Origin of the sequence: Methylobacterium sp. 13MFTsu3.1M2 (assembly GCF_900112625.1) — a bacterium.
Taxonomy (GTDB): domain Bacteria; phylum Pseudomonadota; class Alphaproteobacteria; order Rhizobiales; family Beijerinckiaceae; genus Methylobacterium.
Genome location: NZ_FOMM01000009.1, coordinates 231,624 through 247,284 on the forward strand (window position 1 = coordinate 231,624; position 15,661 = coordinate 247,284).

At 73.6% G+C, this 15,661-nt stretch carries 16 protein-coding genes; 8 read left to right on the plus strand and 8 right to left on the minus strand.

The annotated features are described in order from the left end of the window. Window positions 1–22: 22 nt before the first annotated feature. From BM314_RS10580 to BM314_RS10610, 7 genes are all read right to left on the minus strand, one after another. Complete coding sequence (locus BM314_RS10580; RefSeq protein WP_020091831.1) at window positions 23–727, minus strand: response regulator transcription factor; 705 nt, start codon at window positions 725–727, stop codon at window positions 23–25. After that, window positions 724–2,382: a sensor histidine kinase gene (locus BM314_RS10585; protein ID WP_091978088.1), complete on the minus strand. Its 1,659-nt coding sequence runs from the start codon at window positions 2,380–2,382 to the stop codon at window positions 724–726. Before BM314_RS10585 ends, BM314_RS10580 begins: the two co-directional genes overlap by 4 nt. A gap of 78 nt (window positions 2,383–2,460) precedes the next feature. After that, window positions 2,461–2,667: a hypothetical protein gene (locus tag BM314_RS10590; protein WP_020091833.1), complete on the minus strand. Its 207-nt coding sequence runs from the start codon at window positions 2,665–2,667 to the stop codon at window positions 2,461–2,463. Between the two features lie 84 nt (window positions 2,668–2,751). Next, the gene (locus BM314_RS10595; RefSeq protein WP_056521171.1) at window positions 2,752–3,546 is read right to left on the minus strand and encodes a formylmethanofuran dehydrogenase subunit C; all 795 of its coding nucleotides are present in this window, start codon (window positions 3,544–3,546) and stop codon (window positions 2,752–2,754) included. A 3-nt stretch (window positions 3,547–3,549) separates the two neighbouring features. Then, complete coding sequence (gene fhcD, locus BM314_RS10600) at window positions 3,550–4,497, minus strand: formylmethanofuran--tetrahydromethanopterin N-formyltransferase (protein WP_091978089.1); 948 nt, start codon at window positions 4,495–4,497, stop codon at window positions 3,550–3,552. A 27-nt stretch (window positions 4,498–4,524) separates the two neighbouring features. Further along, on the minus strand, window positions 4,525–6,171 hold the full coding sequence (locus BM314_RS10605) for a formylmethanofuran dehydrogenase subunit A (RefSeq protein ID WP_091978090.1): 1,647 nt from the start codon (window positions 6,169–6,171) through the stop codon (window positions 4,525–4,527). Further along, window positions 6,165–7,235 (minus strand): molybdopterin-binding domain-containing protein, encoded by a 1,071-nt coding sequence (locus BM314_RS10610; protein ID WP_091978091.1) that lies wholly within the window; start codon window positions 7,233–7,235, stop codon window positions 6,165–6,167. Before BM314_RS10610 ends, BM314_RS10605 begins: the two co-directional genes overlap by 7 nt. Window positions 7,236–7,633: 398 nt before the next feature. Between BM314_RS10610 and BM314_RS10615 the strand changes: the two genes are divergently transcribed. The 8 genes from BM314_RS10615 to BM314_RS10650 all read left to right on the plus strand — a co-directional run bounded on the left by BM314_RS10615 (window position 7,634) and on the right by BM314_RS10650 (window position 14,931). After that, window positions 7,634–8,611 carry a beta-ribofuranosylaminobenzene 5'-phosphate synthase family protein gene (locus BM314_RS10615; protein ID WP_056521163.1) on the plus strand — a complete coding sequence of 326 codons (978 nt, stop codon included), beginning with the start codon at window positions 7,634–7,636 and terminating at the stop codon, window positions 8,609–8,611. Window positions 8,612–8,700: 89 nt separating this feature from the next. Continuing rightward, window positions 8,701–9,594: an NAD(P)-dependent methylenetetrahydromethanopterin dehydrogenase gene (locus BM314_RS10620; protein ID WP_056521160.1), complete on the plus strand. Its 894-nt coding sequence runs from the start codon at window positions 8,701–8,703 to the stop codon at window positions 9,592–9,594. A 22-nt stretch (window positions 9,595–9,616) separates the two neighbouring features. Next, a complete protein-coding gene (locus BM314_RS10625) occupies window positions 9,617–10,768 on the plus strand; it encodes an ATP-grasp domain-containing protein (RefSeq protein ID WP_091978106.1) in 1,152 nt (383 codons plus the stop codon). After that, window positions 10,765–11,739, plus strand: a complete 975-nt coding sequence (gene mch, locus BM314_RS10630; protein WP_091978092.1) for a methenyltetrahydromethanopterin cyclohydrolase — start codon at window positions 10,765–10,767, stop codon at window positions 11,737–11,739. Before BM314_RS10625 ends, mch begins: the two co-directional genes overlap by 4 nt. A gap of 110 nt (window positions 11,740–11,849) precedes the next feature. Continuing rightward, entirely contained in the window at window positions 11,850–12,758 is a 909-nt protein-coding gene (locus tag BM314_RS10635; protein WP_091978093.1) for an ATP-grasp domain-containing protein, read from the plus strand. Continuing rightward, window positions 12,755–13,594, plus strand: coding sequence for a triphosphoribosyl-dephospho-CoA synthase (locus tag BM314_RS10640; RefSeq protein WP_091978094.1), 840 nt, complete (start codon window positions 12,755–12,757; stop codon window positions 13,592–13,594). Before BM314_RS10635 ends, BM314_RS10640 begins: the two co-directional genes overlap by 4 nt. Before the next feature lie 238 nt (window positions 13,595–13,832). Continuing rightward, window positions 13,833–14,345 carry a 5,6,7,8-tetrahydromethanopterin hydro-lyase gene (gene fae / locus BM314_RS10645; RefSeq protein WP_012317540.1) on the plus strand — a complete coding sequence of 171 codons (513 nt, stop codon included), beginning with the start codon at window positions 13,833–13,835 and terminating at the stop codon, window positions 14,343–14,345. A 295-nt stretch (window positions 14,346–14,640) separates the two neighbouring features. Then, a complete protein-coding gene (locus tag BM314_RS10650; protein WP_244539912.1) occupies window positions 14,641–14,931 on the plus strand; it encodes a hypothetical protein in 291 nt (96 codons plus the stop codon). A gap of 100 nt (window positions 14,932–15,031) precedes the next feature. On the opposite strand, the gene BM314_RS10655 is transcribed toward BM314_RS10650, so the two are convergent. After that, on the minus strand, window positions 15,032–15,661 hold a 630-nt coding region (locus BM314_RS10655; protein ID WP_280142544.1), incomplete at its 5' end, for a TCP-1/cpn60 chaperonin family protein.

A 15,661-nucleotide genomic window follows, 5' to 3' on the forward strand; every position in this document is an offset into this window, starting at 1 on the left:
CCTGCGACTAAAGTACAGGGGCCTACTGGCGGAAGTCGGGACCGCGCAGTTCCAGCATGAATCCTTTACCCCGCACGGTGACGAGGCCGGGCCCGCCGTAGCGCACGAAATCGGCCATCTTGGAGCGCAGGTAGCCGATATAGACGTCGACCACGTTGAGGGAGAGCCCGCCCTGGCTAGCCCACAGCCGGTCGAAGATGTCGGCGCGCGAGACCGGCTTGCCGATATTCTCCATCAGCATAGCGAGCAGGTCGGCCTCGCGGGGCGTGAGGCGGGCGCTCGCCTCGCCGCAGCTCGCCTGCCGGGTCTCGAGGTCGAGCATCAGCTTGCCGGCGGTGATGCGCGAGCGCGGCGCCTCCGCCTGCTCGCGGCGCATCAGGTGGGTCCGCAGGCGCGCGACCAGCTCGTCGAACTCGAAGGGCTTGATGATGTAGTCGTCGGCGCCGAGAGCCAGGCCCTCGGCCCGGTCGCGGATCTCGTCGCGGGCCGAGAGGAACAGGATCGCGCCCGGGAAGCCGCCCTCGCGCAGGGACCGGCAGACGTCGTGGCCCGAACCGTCCGGGAGGTTGATGTCGAGCAGCACGGCGCCGGGGGCCGGGTCGTGGGCCGCCTTAAGGGCCTCGTCGACGCAGGCCGCCGTCCCGACCTCGAATCCCTCGGCCTCGAGCCCCCGGGCGAGGAGGCCGCGGATGTCGATATCGTCCTCGACGATCAGGATCCGCGTCATGCGGCCGACTCCTTCACCTGCGCGCCCGCTTGGGCGCCCACTTGGGCGCCAACGGCAGCGCCGTCGACCGGGCCCGTCTCCCATGCCGGATCGCAGGCCGGGATGTCCAGGGTGACCCGGGCCCCGCGCCCGTCCGGCCCGGGGCCGAGCCGGATCGTGCCGCCGTGCTGCTCCACGATCCACCGCGCGAGCGCGAGCCCGATGCCGAACCCGGTCTCGTCCGGTCCGGCGTCCGAGCCGCGCTTGAAGCGCTCGAACAGCGCGTCCTCCGACGCGCCGAAGCCCGGTCCGTCATCCGTGATGGTGATCCGTCCGACCGGCCCGGGCCCTGCCGACAGGGCGACCTCGACCCGGGTGAGGCCGGCGGCGTGGCGAAGCGCGTTGTCGACGAGGCTCTCGACCGTCTGGCGCATCCACTCGCGGTCGGCGAGGCACTCGACGTCGCGGGTGCCGGGATCGAGGGTGAGGCCCACCCGGCGCCGCGCCGCCTCGGAGCTCATGTTGTCCACGGCCTCCGCCAGGACCTGGGCCAGCCCCAGGCGGCGCTTGTCGAACGCGATCTCGCCGGATTCCGAGCGCGCGACGCGCAGCAGGTCCTCGACGCGCAGCTTGAGGCGCTGCGCCCGCTTCTTGATCGTCGCGAAGACCGGTCCCGGATCGGTGCCCCGGGACGCGCCGCGCAGGGCGAGGTCGCACTCGCCCAGAATCACCGTCAGTGGCGTGCGCAGTTCGTGGCTGACATCGGCGAAGAAGCGGCGGCGGGACTGATCGACGGCCTCGAGCCGGGCGTTGGCGGCGCGCAGATCGGCGGTGCGGGCCGCCACGGTGTCCTCCAGCGCCGCCCGGTCGGCCGCGACCCGCGATTCCCGGCGAGCGAGGCGGGCGGCCATGCGGTTGACGTTGGTCATGAGCAGGCCGAGCTCGTCCCGCGTGGCGACGGAGAGGCGCGTGTCCAGGGCGCCGTGGCCGATGGCGCTCGCGGCGCGGCGGACCTCCTCGATGCGGGCCAGGGTCGGCCGGGTGACGCCGCGGTAGAGGATCGCCAGCAGCACGAGGGCCGCGGCCACCGCGGCGGCGGCCGCCACCCGCAGGCGCTCCGAGAGCGCCCGGGCCTCCTCGGAGCCGAGCGCCATGCTGCGCCGCTCGGCCTCGATCAGGAAGGAGAGCGGCTGGCCGGTCATGGCACCGAAACCGTTGAGCGCGCCCTTGATCGCGTCCTGACGCCGCTCCGGCTCGGTCTGGCGGCTGATCAGCGACACCTGCCGGTCCAGCACGGCGCGCGCCGCGCGCAGCTGCGCCATGGGGCGGGTGCGCGCGGCGTACTGCATCCGGTCGGCCGGGTCGTCGCTCGGCGGGAAGCTCTTGGCGAGCGCCTCGTCCACGGTGGTCAGGGCGCGGTCGGCGTTGTCGCGGGCGATCGCCATCGCCTCGGGCTGGCCGTCGGGATTGCCGACGGTCTCCACCGCCGCGAGACCGAACTGCGTGAGGCGGCCGGACAGCTCGGCCAGCAGCTCGAGACGCCGCTGGGCCTCAAGGGTCCGGTCGACGGTGCGCTCCGCCGCTCCGATCGCCGCCAGCGCGGCCGCGGCGGCCAGCACCACCACGATGGCGGTGCCGCCGAGCAGCAGCGCGAACCGGACCTTCAGCGAGCGCATCGTCCCCGTCCCGCTCTCAGTACCGGCGTGCCGGCGGGCCCGAGCATGGCACCGCCGGAGCGCCGAACCAAGGTCCCGTCACAGGTCCTTCGGCAGGCTGCCCTTCGCGGCGCAGCGCCAGCGCTCCACGTGCCATTCCGGATGCGCCGCCTGCCACGTCGCGAGCGCGCTCTGCGAATTGCGCAGGCACACGAAGGGGCTCGATCTCTCGAAGGACATCTCGATCCGGTCCTCGCGGCAGGTCGAGGGCTGGGCGACGAGACAGATCGACAGCAGAAGCAGCATGGGCGCCTCCCCGGGCTGCCGGCCTCGTGCGGGCCGGCTTGGCGGGGAGCATAGGACGCGTCCACGCCCCTTGCCCAGGCGGCGTCAGGCCGCGACCCAGATCTCGCCCTTGGCGATCGTCGCGAGGTCGCCGGAGTAGCGGCGCAGCGGCTTGCCGAGGAGGTCGGCGTGCTCGGCGCTCAGGCCGCGCAGGGCCTTGGCCAGCAGCCGCAGGAACACGAGGTCGTGCGTCCCGGTCTCCACGAAGGTCGGCGACATCCGGCCGTGGCTGCCGACGAGGAGCGTCCCGCGGCGCATGCCGAAGCCGGGATGATCGCCCACGGCGAGCGCCGCCAGGGTGCCGGCGATCATGCGCGAGCCCGCGAAGGCGCCCGCGCGCCCGGCCACGATCGTCCCGCGCCGCATCCGGTCGCCGAGATGGGCGCCGGCGCTGCCGCGGATGATCAGCGTCGCGCCGTCGAGGCCGGCCTTCGCGGCGTAGACCGCGCCACCGGCGTAGTCCCCGGCATCGCCCTCGACGGTGATCGTGCCGCCGGTGGCGCCGGAGGCCGCGTAAGGTCCGGCATGGCCGGTGACGGTCAGGCTGCCGCCCGCCATGCCGGCGCCGAGGCGCTGGCCGACATCGCCGGTCACCCGGATCGTACCTTCGGACAGCGACGCCCCGACCCGGTCGAGGCGCTCGTGGCCGCCCTCGATGGTCAGGGTGTCGGAGCCGTCCAGCGCGACCGCGAAGCAGTCGCCGAGGCGCACGCCGGTCCGGGTCGTCCCGATCTCGAGGCGCTCGGCCTCGCCCTGGGACAGGCGGCTGAGCGCCCGCGGGTTGACGTTCAGGAGGTCCAGGCGCTCGGGCGGGGCCGCGCGCAGGGTGAGGGTGCTCACGGCTCAGCCCTCCGGCTTGGCGCTGTCGCGCGCGATCAGGTCGCGCAGGTGGTAGTGGTGGCGGCCGAGATTGCCGCCGTAATTGCCGGCCGTGACGGCGATCAGCCCGTGCTTGCCGCCGATCTCGGTGGCGGCGTGCAGGCCGGCGCGCATCGAGTCGGACACGCCCTGCGAGGTGAGGGCGTCGATCACGATCTCCAGCACCACGCCGCACTCGGCCGGGAGCGCCGAGCCGGCGCGGCCCTTCAGGGTCGGGCAGTAGGCGTCGTTCGTCGAGGCCATCATGCCCTTGGTCCGGCCGCCGACCTTGGAGCCGGAGCGGACGATGCCGCCCGGGAACGGCAGGATCGCGCCGGGGACCGCCTTGGCGGCCTCGACGGCGATCTCGGCGACCTTGAGCGTCTCGGCGTGGTTCCGCCCGAGGAACAGCAGGTTGCCGCCGCCGACTGCGCCGTCGACGGCCCGGACCGAGTCCTCGCAGAGGAACTCGCCGTCCATCACCGGGATGCGCCAGTAGCGCCGGGCCTTGCCGGTGGCGTCGGGCAGGCGCTTGGCCACCGCGAACCCGTCGCCGAAATAGCGGATCGCGCCGCCGAGCTTGATCTTGGTCGGCCCGTCGACACCCGCGTAGCAGGCGGTGCCCGGGCAGGTGAGAATGCACTGCCCGACGCGCTTGATCAGCTGGTCCTTGAGGCCGTTCGGCTCGAAGCCGAACAGCAGGATGCGCACGCCCGGCCGCCCGTCCGGCGTCTGCTCGGGCGACAGCTCGGCGTCGATGCCGGCCTCGGCGCCGCAGCCGATCACCGAGGTGGCGAAGCCGGTCATCGTGGTCGCGGCGATCATCGCCCACTTGGCGGTGTCGTTCGTGACGATGATGGCCGTGCCGGCCACGTCGAACGCCTCCGCGAAGGTGTCGACGACCGGGATGCCGTTGAGGGTGAGGTCAGACATCGTACTTCCCGCGGCTCGCCCCGCTGATCACGCCCGGCATGGCACCGCCTCGAAGATTTCCCGGCCCTCGCCGAAGGCCGCGTCGGGCACGGCGAAGCTGTCGAGGCCCTCGCCGAACCGCTCCGTGAGGTAGGTGTCGGCGCGCTTCGCCATGGCCTTGTCGGACTCGACGGTCAGCGACAGCGTGCGGCCGGCGCGCCACTCAACGACCTCGCCGTCCTCTACGATCGGCACGCCGTCCTTGAGGACGAGCTTGGCGGCGGTGAACATCGCGGTGCGGTTCGCGTCGTCGCGGTAGACCGCGACGTCGGCCCGGGCGCCGGCCCGCAGGTGGCCCCGGTCGGCGAGGCCGAGGAGCTTCGCCGGTCCGGACCGGGTCAGCTGCGCGATCTCCGAGAGCGTGTACTCGCGCTCCAGCCCCGGGAGGCTCGACCGTTCGCCGACCACGCTCGGCAGCGTCGCGATCTCGCGGTCGCGCTCCGACTTGTCCATCAGCAGGTGGATGATGCGCGGGTACTGGGTGAACGGGCCGCCGTTCGGGTGGTCGGTGGTCAGGATCGTCCGCTCCGGGTCGGTGGAGAGCAGCATGATCTCCAGGCCGATCGCCCATTGCAGCGAGCTGGTCGGGCCCCGGGGCCGGTACAGGAACGGCACCACCCCGCCGCCCTCGGCGTCGCCCGCGTTGAGGACCCACTTCTTCGGCTTGGCGCCCTTCCGGCCGGCGAACTGGCGGAGGATGTCGAGGGACACCGTCACGGTCTGGCCGAACACGACCTGCCCGATATCGAGGGTGGCGTTCGGGTTGTCGGTGATCGCCTGCGCGATCCGCTCGGCGGCCGAGCGGAAGCCGCCGGTGCCGGGATTGGCCGGGTCGACCGCCCCGTAGGCGTAGAACTGCGCGTGGGCGAAGTGGATGCGCCGTCCCTCCGCCGCGTCCAGCGTCGCCATGAAGCTGTCGTCGGCCCCGGGCAGGCCGAGGTTGTTGCAGTGGACATGCAGCGGGTGCGGGACGCCGATCTCCTCGACCGCGTCGAGGAGCGAGCCCATGATCTGACGGGTCGAGAGCCCGTAGCAGGGGATCTCGTCGTCGAGCGACAGGCGCAGGGCCCCGTCCTTGAAGGCCGAGGCGCCGCCGGCGTTGATGCACTTGACCCCGAGGCCGCGCGATTGGGCGACCGACAGGGCGACGAGGTCGCGCACGGCGTTGCCGCCCTGGCCCTCGCGCAGGAGCTGCAGGAGCTGGTCGTCGTTGCCCATCACGGTCAGGGCGCCGCGGTCGAGCAGCGGGATGTCGGCGAGTTCGAGCTGCGTGCCCAGCGCGTGGGTCGGCGGCATCGCCGGCTCGACGGCCGTGGTGTAGCCCATCCGCGCGTAGGTCGAGCCGATCCAGGCCGCCGCCCCGCCCGCGTGGGCGAAGGGATGGCCGTCGGGCGCCGCCTCGCTGACGTAGAGGTCGGGCAGGAGCAGCCGCGAGGTGATCACGTTGCCGCCGGCGATGTGCGAGTGCACCTCGACGCCGCCCGCCATCACCACGCAGCCCGCGGCGTCGATCACGGCGTCGGGCTCGCGGCCCGGCGGATCGATCACGCGGCCGTCCTCGATCCAGACGTCGCCCACGGAATCGCGGGACGCGGTCGGATCGACGACGCGCCCGCCCCGGATCACGCTCAGCATGCGGGTTCACTCCTCGACGCGGCCGGGCCCGTGACCAGGCGCTCCTTCAGGGCGCCCAGCACCGACGCGGCCGACGGCAGATCCGACGGCGCCGAGGCCGGCCAGAAGGTCAGCGCGGCGCGCTGCTCGTTCCACAACACGCCGCCGTGGTCGCGGCCGGGCTGGCCGACCGCGATCACCACCTCGGCGGCCCCGGCCTCACCGTCCGCGACCAGCGCGACGGAGGGGACGCTCGACAACCAGTCCGGGCGCGACACCGGGACGGCGCCGAGCCAGAGAACGGCGTCGACCTCGCCGGCGGCGACCTGCCGGGTGGCGTCGAAGCGCCAGGGATCGTGCTCGGGCACGCGGCGCCCGAAGCCGCTGCGCGGCGCCTGCCCGGTGAGCCAGGCCGAGACCGGCACCACCGCCCGGTCCTGACCGGTGCCGCCGACCGCGAGGGTGAAGCAGCGCGTCGTCTCGCTGAGCTCCATGGCGAGGCCCTGGAGCATCTCGATGCCGACCTCGCCGAGTTCGGCGGCGTCGTAGAGGAGGATTCCGTACTGCGCGGCGGCGAGCTGCGCGGCGATCTGGCCGGGGAGATCATCGCCGGCGAGGTGGCCGCGGGCGTGGGCGCGCAGCACGCCGACCGCCTCGGTCAGCCCGCCCTCGGCCGGCCAGGACAGGGACGCGGTGGCGTTGGCACCGACGGCCAGCAGGGTGCGGTCCGACCCGGCGGCGCGACCGCGGCCGGGCTTGCCGTCGACGAGGCGCTTCAGGAGCGGCGCCTGCCAGGGGGCGGCGCCGACCACCAGCACCACGTCGGCGCGCCCGACGGCCTCGGCGGGTGTCGAGGTCAGCGCCCCGACCCGGCTCAGCGCCCCGAGGTCCGCGTAGGTGCCGGCCGCGCCGGCGGTGTCGACGGAGGCGCCGATGCGCCCCGCGAGATCGTAGGCCGCGCGGATCGCGGCCACGTCGGCGCTGAGGCCGGCGATCACCGGCGCGCGCGCTTTGGCGAGGAGGGATGCGGCCGCCTCGATGGCGGTGCCCGCGTCCGTCGCGCCACCCTTCACCCAGGCTGCCATGCTCCCTCTCGCAACGTTCTTGCTTGGTTTCGGAGCGGGCGACGGCCGTAAGACCGGACGAAGCGGGTGCCCCTCGAGCCCGAGGGTTCCCCACCGAATCGGAATGGCTCATCCGCCCGGCATGTCCGGGCAGGCGGCAAACTCGGCGCGCCGTCGCGGGCCTAGGTTTGCCTTCATCCGCGCACCGCGGCAAGGGGGTCCGGCGGCGATGCGCGTCGGGAAGTGAATCGCGGGTATCGGTTCACCGCCGCGCGCGCTCTCCGCGATCGATCAGTCCTGCGCGGTCGGCGGGCACGATCCGCGTGCGTCCACGTTGCCCGGTTCCGGGCCGCGTGTGACAAGCGCGCCGCGCAGGGGCCGGGCCTGCGGGATTCGAGACGGGATTCGAGGGAAGAGCGTTGGGCGAGGTCCCCGAACGGAACGAGGCGACGGCGGACGGTACCGTGCGGGTCGAGGCGCCGGCGCGGCTGCATTTCGGCTTCCTGGACCTGCATGGCGGGCTCGGCCGGCGCTTCGGCAGCATCGGGCTGGCCATCGACGCGCCGTCCCTGGCCCTGACCGCCCGGCGGGCCGCCCGGCCCACCGTCACGGGCCCGGAATCCGACCGGGTGCGCGGCTACGTCGAGGCCGCCGCCGCCCATCTCGGGCGCGGCGGGGACGTCGCCATCGATGTCGAGCGGGTGATCCCGGCCCATGCCGGGTTCGGCTCCGGCACGCAGCTCGCCCTCGCGGTGGCGGCCGCGATGGCGCGCCTCAACGGCGAGCCCTTCGCGGCGGAGGCCTTCGCGGCGACCCTGGACCGGGGCAACCGGTCCGGCGTCGGCCTGTGCGCCTTCACGGAGGGCGGCCTCATCGTCGACGGCGGCCGCGGCGCGGATGGCGGGCCGCCGCCGGTCATCGCGCGCCTGCCCTATCCCGAGGCCTGGCGGATCGTCCTGATCCTCGATCCGAGCATGGCGGGCGTGCACGGGACGCGCGAGGTCGAGGCTTTCCGCGACCTGCCGCGCTTTCCCGAGGCGCAGGCGGCCGAGATCTGCCGGATCGCGCTGATGCAGGTGCTGCCCGCCGTCGCCCTGGCGGAGCCGCAGGGCTTCGGCGCCGGCATCACCCGGATCCAGACGCTGATCGGCGACCATTTCGCGCCCCATCAGGGCGGCCGCTACGCCAGCGCCGCGGTGGCGGAGGCGCTCGCCAGCGTCGCCGCGCGGGGCGTCGCGGGCTACGGCCAGTCCTCCTGGGGGCCGACCGGCTTCGCGCTGGTCCCGTCCGAGGCGGAGGCCCGCGCCCTAGTGGCCGGCCTCGACCGGGGCGGACCCCTCCGGTTCGTGATCGCCCGGGGCCGCAACGGTGGCGCTTCGGTAACCGGTCCGGCGTGAGCCGGCCGCCCCGGGCTTGACCCGGGGCGCCGCTCCGGGTTTGGACGGAGAGAAGGCGCCTCTCTTCTCGCGCGCCGCACGAGGATTCCATGGCCCGCTCGATCCTCCACATGCTGACGCCGCTCCGGCACATGAGCCCGTTCGACGTGAACATGGCCGTGGATGCCGGCTTCGAGACGGTGGTGACCTACGCGGAGGTCAGCCTCGCCGACGTCGTCACCCTGACGCAGGATTCGATCTTCTCGCGGTCGCCGGCCGACGGGACGCGGACGGGCATCTTCATCGGCGGCAAGAACGCCGAGGACGCCCTCGACATGGTCGACCGCGCCAAGAAGGCCTTCGTGCCGCCCTTCGTGAACCACGTGTTCGCCGACCCGGCGGGCTCGTTCACCACCGGCGCCGCCATGGTGGCGCAGGTCTCCCGCGCCCTGCGGCAGAAGTTCAACACCGACCTCAAGGGCAAGCGCATCGTGATCTTCGGCGGCGCGGGCGTCGTCGCCTACGTGGCCGCGGTGATCGGCGCCCTGCAGGGCGCGACCACCGTCCTGGTCGGCCACGACGGCGAGGAGCGCGTCTCGAAGATCGCCTTCACGATGAAGTGGCGCTTCGGCATCGAGGTCGGCGCCGTCGACGGCACGACGCCCGACGACCGGCGCGCGGCCATCCGCGACGCCGACGTCATCCTCTCGGCCGGCCCGGCGGGCATCCCGATCCTCACCGCGGAGGATCTTAAATCCGCGCCGAAGCTGCTCGTGGCGTCCGACGTCAACGCCGTGCCGCCCGCCGGCATCGCGGGGATCGACGTCAACGCGGTGGACGTCGCGCTGCCCACCGGCAAGGGGGTCGGTATCGGCGCGCTGGCCGTCGGCGACGTGAAGTACAAGACGCAGCGGCGCCTGTTCGACCGGATGCTCGCCTCCGACACGCCGCTGTGCCTCGACTTCCGCGACGCCTACGAGCTCGCCGTGGAGATCGCCGGCTAGGCCGCTCCCGGACCGGATGCCGATGGCGGACGCGGTCCTGATCGCCGCGCAGGCCGGGCGCGCCCTGGCCGAGGCGGCGCGGCGCGCGGGGCTTCGGCCCTACGTCGCCGACCTGTTCGGCGATTCCGACACCCGCGCGCTGGCCGAGGCCTACCGGCAACTGCCGGGCCGCTTCGGCACCGGCCCCGCCGCCGACGCCACCCTGGCGGCGCTCGACGACCTCGCGGCGCTGGCCGGGAACCCGGTCGGCCTGATCTTGGGCAGCGGCTTCGAGGACGCCCCCGACCTGATCGCGCGCCTCTCCGCGCGGCACCGGCTCATCGGCGCCTCGGCCGGGACCGTCGCCGCCCTGAAGGATCCCGTGGCCTTCGCCGCGCTGTGCACGCGCCTCGGCGTGCCGCATCCGGCCGTGGCGGCCGCGCCGCCGGCGGACCCCGCGGGCTGGCTGGTCAAGCGGATTGGGGGTTCCGGCGGCAGCCACATCCGGCCGGCCACCCGGTCGCCCGCGCCGGCGGGCCACTATCTCCAGGCGCGCGTGCCGGGGCGGCCCCACGCCCTGAACGTCCTCGCCGACGGCCGAACGATCCGTGTCCTCGCGGTCACCCAGCAATGGTGCGCGCCGTCGCCGATCCGGCCGTTCCGTTACGCCGGGGCGCTCGCCCGCGGCGCCGGCGAATCCCCGGCGCTCCCCGCCCACGTCGTGCAGGCCGTCGCCGCCGGGACCGAGCGGATCGTCGCCGCGACCGGCCTGCGCGGCCTCGCCAGCGCCGACCTGCTGGTCGACGGGACCGACTGGTGGCTCACGGAGATCAACCCGAGGCCCGGCGCGACCCTCGACGTCCTCGACCGGCGCGGGACGCCGCTGCTCGCGGCCCACATCGCCGCCTGCCTCGGCAAGATGCCGGAGCCCGGCCCGCATCCGGCGGGTGCGGCGGCCGCGCAGATCTGTTACGCGGACCGTGAGCTTGCGCCTGTGCCGGACCTCGATTGGCCGGACTGCGTGCGCGACCGCCCGTGCCCCGGCTCGGCGGTCCGCCGCGACGCGCCGCTCTGCACGGTGCTGGCCGAAGGCGCGGACCGGGCGGAGGTGCTCGCCCTGTTGGAAACGCGGACGGCACACCTGCGGGCCGTCTGCGCGGCGAAGAAAACACACCCCGAGGAAGCCCCGTCATGAGTGCCAGCCCGTCCTATCCCAGCATCAACGCGCTCTCCGGCCCCCTGGTCGAGCGGCTCGTGGCCGACGCCGCGACGCTGCGGCTCTCCGTGTCGCAGGCCGCCGGCGGCGCCCGCATGGTCGATGCCGGCGCGCAGGCGCGGGGCTCGATCGAGGCCGGGCGGCGCATCGCCGAGATCTGCCTCGGCGGCCTCGGCACCGTCACGATCGCGCCGAGCGGGCCGATCGCGTCCTGGCCCTACTCGGTGACGGTCCATTCCGCCGACCCGGTGCTCGCCTGCCTCGGCAGCCAGTACGCGGGCTGGAGCCTCGCGGACGAGACCGGGGATTCGGGCTTCTTCGCCCTCGGCTCAGGCCCGGGCCGCGCTGTGGCGGCCGTCGAGGAGCTGTACCAGGAACTCGGCTTCCGCGATTCCGCCACCAAGACCGCCCTCGTGCTGGAAGCGGCCGGCGGCCCGCCCGAGAGCGTCGTCGCCAAGGTCGCGGAGGCCTCCGGCCTCAAGCCCGAGGATCTGACCTTCATCTTCGCGCCGACCCAGAGCCTCGCCGGCTCCACGCAGGTCGTGGCCCGCGTCCTGGAAGTCGCCCTCCACAAGGCCCACACGGTCGGCTTCGACCTGCACGCCATCGTGGACGGGATCGGCTCGGCGCCGCTGTCGCCGCCGCACCCGGACTTCATCAAGGCGATGGGCCGGACCAACGACGCGATCATCTACGGCGGCCGGGTCCAGCTCTTCGTGGACGCCGACGATGCCGACGCCAGGCAGCTCGCCGAGCAATTGCCCTCCACGACGTCGAGCGACCACGGCGCGCCCTTCGCCGACATCTTCGCGCGGGTGAACGGCGACTTCTACAAGATCGACGGTGCCCTGTTCTCGCCGGCCGAGGCGATCGTCACGTCGGTGCGCTCCGGCGCCACCTACCGCGGCGGCCGCCTGGAGCCGACGCTGGTCGACGCGTCCTTCGCCTGAGGGCACGCGGGGCGCCCCTCCCGCGCGGCGGGGCCCCCAGTCCGATCCACCGAGCGACAGAACCTCGGGCCGACCCGGAGGCGGGCGGCCCCGTGACGATCAGGACCCCCATGCGCATCGGGCTCGCGGCCGATAACGGCACCTGGCACAAGAACCGCCTGCTCGCGGCCCTGCGCGCGAGCGGCGTCGAGCCGGTGCTGTTCTCCCTCGCCGACGTGGCCGTGGTCACGGGCGGCGGCGAGCCGCTGCGCGTGCCGGGCTTCGCCGACGCGCTACCGGACGGCGTGCTGATGCGGACCATCGCGGGCGGCACCTTCGAGGCGACGACGATGCGGCTGGGCGTTCTGCACGCCCTGGTCGCCGCGGGGGTCACCGTCTGGAACGCGCCGACCGCGATCGAACGCTCGGTCGACAAGGCGGCGACCTCGCTGCTGATCGACCGGGCCGGCCTGCCGACCCCGGCGACCTGGGTGTTCTCGAAGCGCGAGGCGGCCGCGGCCCTGGTCGCCGCCGAGGCGCGACCGGGCGCGCCGCTGGTCCTGAAGCCGCTGTTCGGCTCGCAAGGGGAGGGGCTCGCCCTGATCGAGCGGCCGGAGGACCTGCCCGACGAGGAGGCGGTGGCGCGGGTCTACTACCTCCAGCGCTACGTGCCGCGCCGGGACGGCCTGTGGCGCGACTACCGGGTATTCGTCTGCGACGGACGGGCGATCGCCGGCATGATCCGCGAGGGCGACGGCTGGATCACCAACGTCCACCGGGGCGGCCGGCCGCTGCCCTGGGCGATGCCGCGCGCCGCCGCCGAGCTGGCCGAGGCCGCCGCCACCGCGGTCGGGGTCGACTATTCCGGCGTCGACCTCGTCGAGGACGGGGAGGGCGGGTTCTCGGTCCTCGAGGTCAATTCCATGCCGGCCTGGTCGGGGCTCCAGACCGTCTGCGAGACCGACATCGCCGCCGCGGTGGTGCGGGGCTTCCTCGCCGCGGCCCGCGGCGCCAGCCGCCCCCGGCTCGTGGTGGCATGAGCGGGGCCGGCCTCGACGCGGCGCTGATCGGCACGCTCTACCGGGCGGCCTGCCTCGCGGAACTCGACGCCCTCAAGCCCGGCAACGTCCACGCCTACGCGCCCGGCCACCGCATGGTGCTGGCGGATTTCGTCACGAGCGCCGACGTCTCGGCCCCGCCCCTGGCCCGGGCGGGCGCGGGCGTCGGGGCGCGGGTCCGCGACGGCGTCGCCGCCACCGTGGCGGCGGTGGGCCAGAACACCAATCTCGGCATCCTGCTGCTCTGCGCGCCGCTCGCGGTCGCGGCCGAGGAGGACCGGACCGTCGCTGCGGTGCTCGACACGCTGGACGGCGCGGATTCCGACGCCGTCTTCGCGGGCATCCGCCGCGCGAATCCGGGCGGCCTCGGCGAGGCCGCCCGGCACGACGTCGCCGAGGCGGCGCCCGGCGCCCTGCGCGACGCCATGGCGGAGGCCGCTGACCGGGACCGGATTGCCCGCGCCTACGTCACGGGTTTCGCGGACGTGCCGGCGATCGGGCTCGCGGCCCTGCGCGAGGCCCGCGCCGCCGGGCTCGACCCGACCTGGTGCACGACCGCGATCCACCTCGCCTTCCTGCGCGCCGTCCCGGACAGCCACGTCGCGCGCAAGCACGGCGCGGCCGCGGCCGAGGGCGTCCGCCGGGAAGTCGGGGCGGCACTGGCCGGGATCGACCTCGCCGCGCGGCCGGTCGACGCGCTCCTGGCCCTCGACGCGTCGCTGAAGGCGCGGTCGATCAATCCCGGCACGAGCGCGGATTTCACCGTCGCGACGCTGTTCTGGGACGCGCTCGCGGGCGCCGGCGCCCGGCTGGCCTGAGCCGCGTGCACGATCCGGTGTCCATAGCGCCGGGCGGATGGAAATTCCTTCGTGTCAGGGCCTTGCGCGGGTTGTGAGCCGCAGGGGCCCGCTGTAGGGTCCGCCGCGCTGTCCGGCCCAACCGGCTCGGCCCAACCGGCTCGGCCGGCATGGTCGGGCGCCGATAACAAGGATGGCTTCCCGGCCGCGGCACCGCCCGGCGCGCGGCTCTATTTCGGAATCCAGGGAGAGACACCGAATGGCGAAGATCACCAAGGTTCAGGTCGGCGAAGCGCTCGTCGGCGACGGCAACGAGGTCGCCCACATCGACCTCATCATCGGACCGCGCGGTTCGCCGGCCGAGACGGCTTTCTGCAACGGCCTCGTGAACAACAAGCACGGCTTCACCAGCCTGCTCGCGGTCATCGCGCCGAACCTGCCGTGCAAGCCGAACACCCTGATGTTCAACAAGGTCACCATCAACGACGCCCGTCAGGCCGTCCAGATGTTCGGCCCGGCCCAGCACGGCGTTGCCAAGGCCGTGCAGGACGCGGTGGCCGAGGGCATCATCCCGGCGGACGAGGCCGACGACCTGTACATCCTGGTCGGCGTGTTCATCCACTGGGAGGCGGCCGACGACGCCAAGATCCAGAAGTACAACTACGAGGCCACCAAGCTGTCGATCCAGCGCGCCGTGAACGGCGAGCCGAAGGCCTCGACGGTCACCGAGCAGCGCAACTCGGCGCAGCACCCCTTCGCCGCCAACGCTTAGATCGGGGACGGTCCTGGGCAGAGCGAGCCTCCGCCCGCACCGCGGGGCCTGCTCCAGCGACTGGCTTCGATCTTCCTTGGCCGATAATTAGGCCCCTGAACGGGACGGCGCGAGCCGTCCCGTTTTTTGTTGATCGCCCACCGCCCGGACCGCCGCGTCACATCGCGGCCGGGCGAGGCGCCGACGTACAGGTGACGCGGCGTCGAAGCTCCGCGGTCGCTGGTGGAGAACGGGATCGGCGCGCGCGAAAACTCTATCGTCCCGGCCGCACCGGGCAGAGCCGCGAGGTGAGGTCATGCCTGCATCGGACGAAGTGTCCGCAACCCTGCGCGATGACTGGATTCACGGCGGCCACTTGGTCCTCGCCGCGGATCCCGACACGTCCGACCACGCGGCGATCCATGCCTGGATCCTCGACTTCATGCAGACAGGCGCGGACGATCCCGATCAGGACATCATCCGATCCCTGATCTACCACAGCCTGAACTTCGATATCCCGTTCCAGGCGACGGAGCACGTCCGGCAATCCTTGATCGCCACCGTGCGGGCGCGTCTCGCGGCCGAAGCGTCGCGTCGCGGCCTCTGACCGGCCTGCGCCCCGCGGGCCACCGCGGCAGGCCGGCGCCAAGAGAAAAGGGGCCGCCTCGCGGCGACCCCCTTCCTTCGTCTCAGCGGATGGCTCGGACTTAGAAGTCCATGCCGCCCATGCCGCCGCCCGGCATGGCCGGAGCAGGGCTGTCCTTCTTCGGCGCGTCGGCGACCATCGCCTCGGTGGTCACCAGCAGGCCGGCGACCGAGGCCGCGTCCTGCAGGGCGGTGCGCACCACCTTGGCCGGGTCGACGATGCCGGCCTGGATCATGTCGACGTACTCTTCGGTCTGGGCGTTGAAGCCGAAGGTCTCCGAGGAGGTGTTGTCGGTGATCTTGCCGACCACGATCGAGCCTTCCACGCCCGCGTTCTGGGCGATCTGGCGGAGCGGGGCCTCGAGCGCCTTCAGGACGATCTTGATACCGGCCTGCACGTCCGGGATCTCGGACTTCAGCTCGGCGACCGCCTTCTTGGCGCGCAGCAGCGCGGTGCCGCCGCCCGGGACGATGCCTTCCTCGACCGCCGCGCGGGTGGCGTTGAGGGCGTCGTCGACGCGGTCCTTCTTCTCCTTCACCTCGACCTCGGTCGCGCCGCCGACGCGGATCACCGCGACGCCGCCCGCGAGCTTGGCCAGGCGCTCCTGGAGCTTCTCGCGGTCGTAGTCCGAGGTGGTCTCCTCGATCTGCGCCTTGATCTGCGAGATGCGGCCCTCGATGTCGGACTTCTC